Origin of the sequence: Nocardia aobensis NBRC 100429 (assembly GCF_000308375.1) — a bacterium.
GTDB lineage: Bacteria > Actinomycetota > Actinomycetes > Mycobacteriales > Mycobacteriaceae > Nocardia > Nocardia aobensis.
Genome location: NZ_BAFQ01000102.1, coordinates 50,286 through 58,586, shown reverse-complemented (window position 1 = coordinate 58,586; position 8,301 = coordinate 50,286). Strand labels below are relative to the sequence as shown.

Here is an 8,301-nt window from a genome sequence, read left to right as displayed (position 1 = left end):
AAGCTCGCCCTGACCTACCGCGCCTGATTCACACTGGCTCTCATCGTCGAATGGCTCAAATCATTGGGAGACGCCAGCTAGCCCCAGTTGGCAGCGAGGGTGAGGCAGAACGGGTGGCCGCTGGGATCGAGCAGCACCCGCCAGGTCTCACCAGGCTGAAACTCCGGCACGGTGGCGCCCAGTTCGACCAGTTGTTTACTGGCGATCTCGAGGTCTTCGACCGCCAAATCCAGGTGGAACTGTTTGGTGCCGTTCTCGTTCGGCCAGGCCGGCGGCTGATAGTCCGGGATCGTGCCGAATCCGAGCGCGTGATCCGGACCGGTGAGCATGGCGTACTCGTCCTGCACGTGCGCGATTTTCCAACCGAGCGCCGCCGCCCAGAACTCCGCGTCTCGTCGTGCGTCGGCACTGTCCAGGGTGAGCATTTTCAACGTGGCAACCGCCATGGTTTTTCCTCTCCGCAACAAGATTACTGTCAGTCAGCCTGCAACACCGGAAGCCGCAGACGATTGCAAAAACGCGACACCGGCCCGCGCCCGAGATCGGCGGCCGTAAGCGGTCCGCCGAGGTCCACTCCCCACCGTCACTGCCTTCTGCGCTTCGGTATCCCGAATCGTCTGGTCCGTCCTCCGTCTCCGGCGTGCTTTGTCTGGTTCCGAACTCCGTTGTATTCGGGTGGGTCCCACAGCAATCCGGAGGCGAAGTGGCCGCGGCGGGCGGCCTTGCCCAGCCAGTACTCTGCCTGCTCCAGGTCGCCCTTGCTCTGGGCCCGAACTCCGAGAGTGAACATCTCCCACACGTCTTCGGCCGGATCCTGGTCGCTGCGAGGTTCGGTCCGTTTCGGATCGCTGGCCATCTCGAGCTGTGCGCTCAGGGTCCCCGCGAGGCCGTCACCGGCGTCGACCGCTCTTCTCAGCCAGCGTTTGGACTGCTTCCGATGACCATCCCATTGGCACACGACCCCGAGAGTGAACATCGCGCACGTGTCGCCGGCGTAAGCGGCCCTGCGCAACGCCTCGATCTGGCCGGCGTCGAAGATCTTACGAGGCCCGAGTTCGATACCGGCGGGTTCGATCCCCTGTTCGCGCAGCTTCTGGTACCTGGACTTGGCGTCGGTGTCGCCGGCGTCAGCAGCCCTGCGATACCAGAAGGCCGCCCGGTCCGGCTTATCTTCGTGTTCGTAGAGGTCTGCGAGATTGAACATCGCGCCGCTGTGGAAGTTGTGGGCAGCCTCGAGGTACCAGTGTTCGGCTTGCTGCGAATCGTTATGGGCCCGGAGCAGATTCCCGAGGTTGATCATCGAGCCGGAAAATCCGGCCTCGGCGGCCGTGCGGTACCAGTGCTCGGCCTGTTCGATATCGCCCGCGTGCTCGAACAGGTGGCCCAAGTTGTGCCGCGCGACGGTGCTGCCGGCCTCGACCGCTCGGCGGTACCAGTGCTCGGCCTGGTCGCGGTCGCCGAATCGCGTGAGCAGGGCGCCCAATTCGTTCATCGCGTCGGCGTCGCCGGCCTCGGCCCGCCCACGCAACGCCTCGGCATCGCTGGTTGCCACCTCCGATTGTGCCTGGCCGGCCCCACCATCGTTCTGCGCACGCAGTGCGTTGAGATTCTCCCGAGCCTGCTGGTTCCCGGCGTCGGCGGCCTTACCGAACCAATATGCGGCCTTGTCCCGATCGCCGGCACTCTGGGCCAGGAGCGCAAAGTTGTTCATCGCATCCGGGCCCCCCGTTGCGGCCGCCTTGGCCATCCAGTATTCGAGCTGTTCGCTGTCATCGCCCTGGTACAGGATTGCGAGATTGTTCATCGATGCCCCGTTGCCCGCATCCGCGGCCTGGCGATACCACTTTTTCGCGCGCTCACGATCACCGCGCTGGTCGAACAGCGAACCGAGGCGGTGCATGGCCCAATGGTCGCCATCCTGGGCGGCCACACGATCGCGATATTCCGCCTGTTGCACCTCATCGCCCTGCGCGAGCAGGGGGCCGAGGCGGTCCAAGGCATCGGCACGTCCGGCATCGGCGGCTTCGCGATACCAGTGCTCGGCCTGCTGAGAGTCGTCAGCATCCAGAAACAGCATCCCCAGATTGATCATCGCGCCGGTGTCGCCGGTCTCGTCGACAGCCTTGCGATACCAGTGCTCGGCCTCCGCTCTCTTTCCACCATCGGAGAGCACGACACCGAGATTGGACATCGACCCCGTCCTCCCCGCGTCGACGGCCTTGCGCAACCAGTGCTCGGCCTGGTCGAGGTCACCCTCTGTGCGGAGCAAGATGCCGAGGTGGTTCATGGCATCGGTATCGCCGGTCGCGTCGATGGCCTTGCGATACCAGAACTTCGCCTGTTCCTGATCGCCGTCGACCCGAGGTGGAAGTGCTCCCCGAGATAGAACATCGCATCCACATCCCCGGCCTCGGCCCGAGCGCGCCAACGCTCGACCGCGTCCGAATCACCTTGCGCCACTATCGGGACCTTCCTGCTCACAAACCCAACTCCATCGCACCACCGACTGTTCGGCAGGCGAGTGCCGTCGGCGCATGTTGGCGAACCCGAAAATCCAAGTGCCTACGCACATCTGCTCAGCCAAAATCCCCCCGTTGCAAGTGCCTTCCGAATCCCGACATGCACTATATGACGCGGGCAACCGGGAGCAGAGGGGACCGTACAGACAACGGCGTAACTCCGAATTATGGAGTGGTACTTGATGTCTGACACGACAATGGTCGATGTGGCCGATACCGGGTCGGATTCGGACTGAGCTGCTTGGTCATCGGAGGCAGGATCGGATTGCGCGTTGTGTTTTCGGTCGCGGTGGGTTGGCGTCCCTAATTGAGGATTTCCAGCATCCGCCCTCCCAGAACCGCGGCGGAGTGCGGGTTTTGGCCGGTGACGAGGTTACGGTCCTCGACCATGTAGGGCTCCCAGATGGGGCCACGGCTGTAGTTGACCTTGACCTTCTCTTTCAGGTCCGTTTCCAGCAGCCATGTGGCCCGTGAGGCGAGGCCGACGGCCTCTTCCTCCTCGTTGGAGAAGCCGGTGACGTTGTAGCCCTGGAAGGGCGAGACGCCGTGGATTCTGGTGGCCAGCATCGCGGAGGGCGCGTGGCACACGATGAACAGCGGGTTGCCCGACTCCAGTTGCGCCGTGAGCAGGCGGCCCGCGTCGGCGTCGAACGCCAGGTCGGCCATGGGGCCGTGGCCGCCGGGCAAGTAGACCGCCACGTAGTCCTCCAGGCGTACGTTCGACAGCTGCAGCGGCCGGCGCAGAGCCTCCGCGTCGCGGATGATCGCTTCCAGATCCAGCGCGCCCTGTTCGCCCCCTGCCATCGCGGGGCGCAGGCTCATCATGTCCACGTTCGGCGTGGTGCCGCCGGGAGTGGCGACGACGATTTCGTAGCCCGCGTCGGTGAGCATCTTGTAGGGGTTGGCGAACTCCTCGGCCCAGTAGCCGGTCGCGTACCTCGTTCCGTCCTTGAGCACCCAGTACGTGGCCCCACTCACGATGAACAAGATCTTCGGCTTGGACATGATGCACTCCTCTCGGATCGGCCCCTTCCTTCAGCGTGACACCCGAACCATGGCGGCGCTCGTGCTCGACCGTGAAACGTGGATTCGAGACAGCGACGGGTGCGCGCCTTGCGTTGCCTGTGTGTGAGCCTCCGAGCGGGGTGGCCAGCGGCGTTCGCGGGCGGCCGCGTGGGCATGAGAGCGGCCTGACCGTGTTGTCTCCACACCGGGCCGGACTGCCAGGCGGACAGGGGAGCGGTGAGGCCTGGCTGCCGTTCGATCGTTGCGCCTGTCTGCCATCCACCTGTCGGGAGTGTGGGCTCAGCGTGCTCGTCGAGGACGAGCGCCTGTTTCCAGCCGAGGTTCGCCGCGTCCTGCAGTCGAGGCCCGCTCGGCGAGCACCTGGACAAGCCGTCGCTGTTGCACGGAGTGGTGAACAGTTGGGAGTCAGGCATTGATGTGAGTTCCAAGGGAATCCCGCGAAAGATGGTTTGGTGCGCAATTCCTGACGCCGCCGAAACAGCACCAGTACGAGATTCGTTGCTACATACGCGATCCCGAGGGGCACATCATCGAGGTCGGACAAACGACCGACGCGAGCGGAGACTGGACGCCGTGGTTGCCGTCTTCTCGCAATCATGACGTCGGGCGGTTGTGCTTGCCGGTTGCCGGTGCCCACGGCTCGGCCTCCCGAGCAGGGTATCCGCGGTTGAGTCGAGGCCACGGGACTCGCTTCAACGGGACCTCGTCGGGATGAACCGTTGACCCCGGCTCGTAGCGTGCATCAGCCGCGACCCGTTGTGCGCCAGGAGAAGAACTGCGGCGAACCGACCTCGTTCACGGTGTTGTGCGGTCGCCCGCGGAATTCAGCACGGTCGCGATCAGCGCGGTGCCTTCGCCGGTGCGGCCGCCCGGACCTGGCTGATAGACAACCGATTCCGGCGTCAGCTCGCCGCCGCAGCCGTCGCATGTCACCTTCGCCTCGACTCGATGACCGCACGTGCGATGGTGCAGCACCAGCGGCGGCCCCTCGGTCCCGGACTCCCATTTATCACCCCAAGCCATGAGGGCGAACAGCACCGGAAGCAGTTCCTGACCCTTGTCTGTCAGGTGGTATTCGTATCGGTCGGGCCGCTGCTCGTAGCGGTGACGCCGCAAGACGCCCTGGTCCACCAGCCGCTGCAGTCGCTGGCTCAGCACATTGGTGGCGATACCGAGGTCGCGCTGCAACTCCTCGAAACGCCGCAGGCCCAGTGCCGCATCGCGAAGGATCAGCAGGGTCCACGAGTCTCCGATGATCGACGCCGAACGCGCGATCGAGCACGCGATCTCGTGAAAGTTCGTTCGCCCCATCTTCCAGTCCCTTGCTTTGAGCAAGCTAGCTGCTTACAGTCGTTTTATGTACAACGCCATCGTACGGTTCCTGGTCCGGAGAACGTGGCGCCGCACCGGCTCGGGTGATCACGACGCCGCTGTGGCGATGGCGGCGCCGGACCTGCGATTCCGCTTCCTCGGCGATACCCCGCTCGGTGCCGACCTGCGCGGACCGGAGGCGTTCCGCGATTGGTTTGCCCGCTTCGATCAACTGCTGCCGGGATTGCGCCTGGAATTGGTGGATGTGGTCTCCAGTGGCCCGCCCTGGAGAACGAAGGTCGCGGTCCAGCTGCGGGTGAGTGGAACCCTGGCCGACGGCAGCGGTTACCGCAACACCGCGATGCAGTGGCTCACCCTGCGCTGGGGCAAGCTGGTGGACGATCTGGTCCTGGAAGACACCCTGACTTTGCAACGCGCCCTCGACCGGCAGCAGGCAGACGGGGCGATCGCCCGATCGCTGTGAGGCCGGCGGCAACACGCGATGAACGATCTCTACGCCACCGCCGGCCAGCGGGCGCGGACTCTCGAACTCGAGATCCCCAGGCAGGTGGTCAGTCGGACCGGATGCTCGCGCGCTGCCACGCCTGTGTAATCGCGGTGGGAATGCGCCCTCTGTCGGGTAGGTCGTATCCATTGGCGCGAGCCCACGCACGAATGACGTGGGGATCCACAGTCTGTGCTGCGCCTGAACTATCGAGATCAGTGGCGTGCGAACCTGGCAGCTGCTGCTCGGAATCACGGGAGAAGCTGACACCGTCATCGAGGAGCCCGTCGGGGAACAGTGGCACCTCGATCCGACCGCTGAAGCTGGCGGCGAGGAATGCAACCAAGCTGCCGTCGAAGGTGTACCAGCGCGGCCCGCGGGCTTCGTTGATGGCTACACGCCAGTGGTCGGGATCGTCCGCGGGTTCGGCGATCCAGAAGAGATACTCGCCGTTGTCGGTGACCCCGCAGGCGAACAAGCTGTCCGGGGCGTGCGGCACCGGAAAACGACCAGTGTCACGATCATCGCGCAGTTGCCGGCGCAGAGTTGCCGGCATCGGGCCGAGGAGATTGACCCACTCGGTGGGGCCGTGCGGGTGATAGACCCTCAAGTACTCGCAGAAATTGCCGGGGCCGTACATCGTGGCGAGCTGCTTGTAGTCGGTCGGCAACTTGACACCCAGGGTGCTTTCGACAGCGCCCCAGTCCACTGAGACCGGGTGGGCGGGCGGTGGACAGATCCGCAGCAGGTCCGCGATTGAAGTCATAACGGTTCGACCGTACGGCCAAGCTGTGCGGTCGGCCAGCCGGCTCACAAACTGTCCGAGAAGGCCGTGGGGGCCGACCTGTGAAAAGTCACGTAAAGCGGGCTACTGCAGGCAATTGCTCATCTGCAGCACTTGCTCAGCGCCGGATTCCGCAGAGCTGCCCGGTGGGCTCCGAGCGCGGCCGGACGTACCTTGGCCGCACCCCACCCGGTACCGCGCCCGCGCCCATGATTCGATCGCGGTTCGTGGGGTGCGGGTCGGCTCCGACTCCGAGAAGTTTCCAACCTCGTCCAAACTGACGGCAGCGGCTGGAAGAACCGCGGTCGACGGCAGGACGGGCGTCGACGTTCCCCTCGCGGGAGACTGAGCGTGACCCCCGCATCTCTGAAAGGAATCCGCTGTGTCACATCCCTTGGTGGCCCGCCTGCGTGACGTGCTCCCACCTCCGTCCAGTGGTGGAGACACCGTGGACTGGGAGGAACTCGCCCGGACGGAAGGGCTCGTGCTGCCGTCGGACTACCGGGAGTTCGTCGAGGTGTACGGCGGGGGAGAGATCGACGAGTACCTCGGCATCAGTACTCCTCCGGTGCCCGGGTCGGTGTACGGCGACCTGCTCGACGGGTTCGCGCCGTACCTCCGGCCCGAGGACGAGGCCGAGCTCGCGGTCCACTTCCCCGATGGCGGCCCACTGAAGCTTCTGGTCCTCGGAGGCACGACCGACGGAGATGTGTTGGTCTGGCTGCGCATCGGTGAGCCCGACACGTGGAAGATCGCCGTCTTCCGACGCCAGGCGCTCCATGGAGAAAAGTCCTGGACGGTCTTCGACGGGGGGCTGGTGGAGTTTCTTGTGACGGTTCTCGAGGGGAGAACAACAGCCCCGCTCGAAGCCCGGAAGCTCGCGAGTACGCCCCACCGGTTCCTTGGCTGGCGTGAGGCCGAGAACCCCTGAGCTTGTGTTACTTTCCGCCCTCTGGCCGGTCTGGTGTTCATTACTGCCAACGGCCCTGGATCAGGGACGTCATTTTTCCACCGTCACGTCGAAGCCGAACACATTGCGGGCCAACACGATATTGCGCCGCGTCGCGGCGATCGAGACTTCAGCCGCACCGAACCGCGCTTGCCGCGCCGCTGCACGGGTAGGTGACATGAAGCAGCCCCCTGTGGCGAACTCGGTGGGGAAGGAGGACGGTGGTGCGGACTCTGTGGTCTGGTGGGGCGGAACACGATATCGAGCGGGGCTCGCTCGACACTGTGAACCGTCTCGGGATGGGGACGCTTTCCAGCGTATCCGGGCTCGATGCCCACGCTTCGAGGTCGCCGAAGGCGTACCGCGCGAAGGCATCCCGCAACCGGCCGAGTGAAACCGACGCGGCCGTGCGGTATGCCGGCACAACCCGCGCCGTGCGGTGATTCAGACTGGCCGCCACGATGCTGCCCGCGCCGCTGCGCGCCCTGTTCGGGCTGCGTGTGGTCCGCACCCGGTTCGCTGCGCTGATGGACCGTGACGCGCCCGGGATCTGGAACAGCATCGCCTGCCGCAAGCGGTATCTCGACGATGCCGTCGCGCGGGCGATTGCCGATGGCATCACCCAGATCGTGGTGCTGGGTGCCGGATTCGACACTCGTGCCGCACGGTTCACCGCCTCGTCCGAGGCCACCGCGGTGGAAGTGGACCTGCCCCGTTCCGTCGCGCGTAAGCGGCGCCGGCTCCGCGACAGCCGGGTCGTCCTGGCGCCCATCGACTTCGAGCACGACGACCTGGCCACGGTTCTGACTTCCCGCGGCTACGATCCGGCCCGCCCGGCGATCATCGTCTGGGAGGGCGTCACCCAGTACCTGACGGCCGAGGCGGTGCACGACACCCTGCGGGCCCTCGACAATGCGGCACTCGGCACCCGGCTCGCATTCACCTATGTCCGTCAGGAGTTTCTGGACGGCGCCGAACTCTACGACGCGCCCGGCCTCCGTCGCCGTTTCATCGACACGGGTGTCTGGCGGTTCGGCCTCCGTCCTGCCGAGGTTGCGGAACTGATCTCCCGCTTCGGCTGGCGCGAACACGAGCAGGTCGGTCCGGACGAATACCGCGAGCGTTACCTCGATCCAGCGGGTCGCATCGGACCGGTCTCGCCGGTCGAGCGCTGCGTGGCGGCCGTCAAGAACTGATCGTGTCCGGC

General features: G+C 65.4%; 9 protein-coding genes. 3 read left to right on the top strand and 6 right to left on the bottom strand.

Translation table 11 applies throughout. The annotated features are described in order from the left end of the window. Positions 1-77: 77 nt before the first annotated feature. From RJ03_RS13025 to RJ03_RS13010, 4 genes are all read right to left on the bottom strand, one after another. A complete protein-coding gene (locus RJ03_RS13025) occupies positions 78-446 on the bottom strand; it encodes a VOC family protein (protein WP_036501643.1) in 369 nt (122 codons plus the stop codon). A 137-nt stretch (positions 447-583) separates the two neighbouring features. Continuing rightward, positions 584-2,287 carry an SEL1-like repeat protein gene (locus RJ03_RS13020; RefSeq protein WP_036501641.1) on the bottom strand — a complete coding sequence of 568 codons (1,704 nt, stop codon included), beginning with the start codon at positions 2,285-2,287 and terminating at the stop codon, positions 584-586. A 535-nt stretch (positions 2,288-2,822) separates the two neighbouring features. Then, positions 2,823-3,524, bottom strand: coding sequence for a type 1 glutamine amidotransferase domain-containing protein (locus tag RJ03_RS13015; RefSeq protein ID WP_036501640.1), 702 nt, complete (start codon positions 3,522-3,524; stop codon positions 2,823-2,825). Between the two features lie 816 nt (positions 3,525-4,340). After that, positions 4,341-4,856: a winged helix-turn-helix transcriptional regulator gene (locus tag RJ03_RS13010; protein WP_036501637.1), complete on the bottom strand. Its 516-nt coding sequence runs from the start codon at positions 4,854-4,856 to the stop codon at positions 4,341-4,343. Positions 4,857-4,902: 46 nt separating this feature from the next. On the opposite strand from RJ03_RS13010, the gene RJ03_RS13005 reads away from it, so the two are divergent. After that, positions 4,903-5,340, top strand: coding sequence for a nuclear transport factor 2 family protein (locus RJ03_RS13005; RefSeq protein ID WP_051024635.1), 438 nt, complete (start codon positions 4,903-4,905; stop codon positions 5,338-5,340). Positions 5,341-5,428: 88 nt separating this feature from the next. Here the strand turns inward: RJ03_RS13005 and RJ03_RS13000 are convergent, their stop codons facing one another. Beyond that, positions 5,429-6,127, bottom strand: coding sequence for an Lsr2 family DNA-binding protein (locus RJ03_RS13000; RefSeq protein WP_051024634.1), 699 nt, complete (start codon positions 6,125-6,127; stop codon positions 5,429-5,431). Positions 6,128-6,593: 466 nt separating this feature from the next. Here RJ03_RS13000 and RJ03_RS12995 point away from each other — a divergent pair, with 466 nt between their 5' ends. After that, a complete protein-coding gene (locus RJ03_RS12995) occupies positions 6,594-7,076 on the top strand; it encodes an SMI1/KNR4 family protein (RefSeq protein WP_051024633.1) in 483 nt (160 codons plus the stop codon). Positions 7,077-7,145: 69 nt separating this feature from the next. Here the strand turns inward: RJ03_RS12995 and RJ03_RS38830 are convergent, their stop codons facing one another. Beyond that, the gene (locus RJ03_RS38830; RefSeq protein ID WP_269750147.1) at positions 7,146-7,274 is read right to left on the bottom strand and encodes a hypothetical protein; all 129 of its coding nucleotides are present in this window, start codon (positions 7,272-7,274) and stop codon (positions 7,146-7,148) included. Between the two features lie 281 nt (positions 7,275-7,555). On the opposite strand from RJ03_RS38830, the gene RJ03_RS12990 reads away from it, so the two are divergent. Next, a complete protein-coding gene (locus RJ03_RS12990) occupies positions 7,556-8,290 on the top strand; it encodes a class I SAM-dependent methyltransferase (protein WP_051024632.1) in 735 nt (244 codons plus the stop codon). Positions 8,291-8,301: the final 11 nt, after the last annotated feature.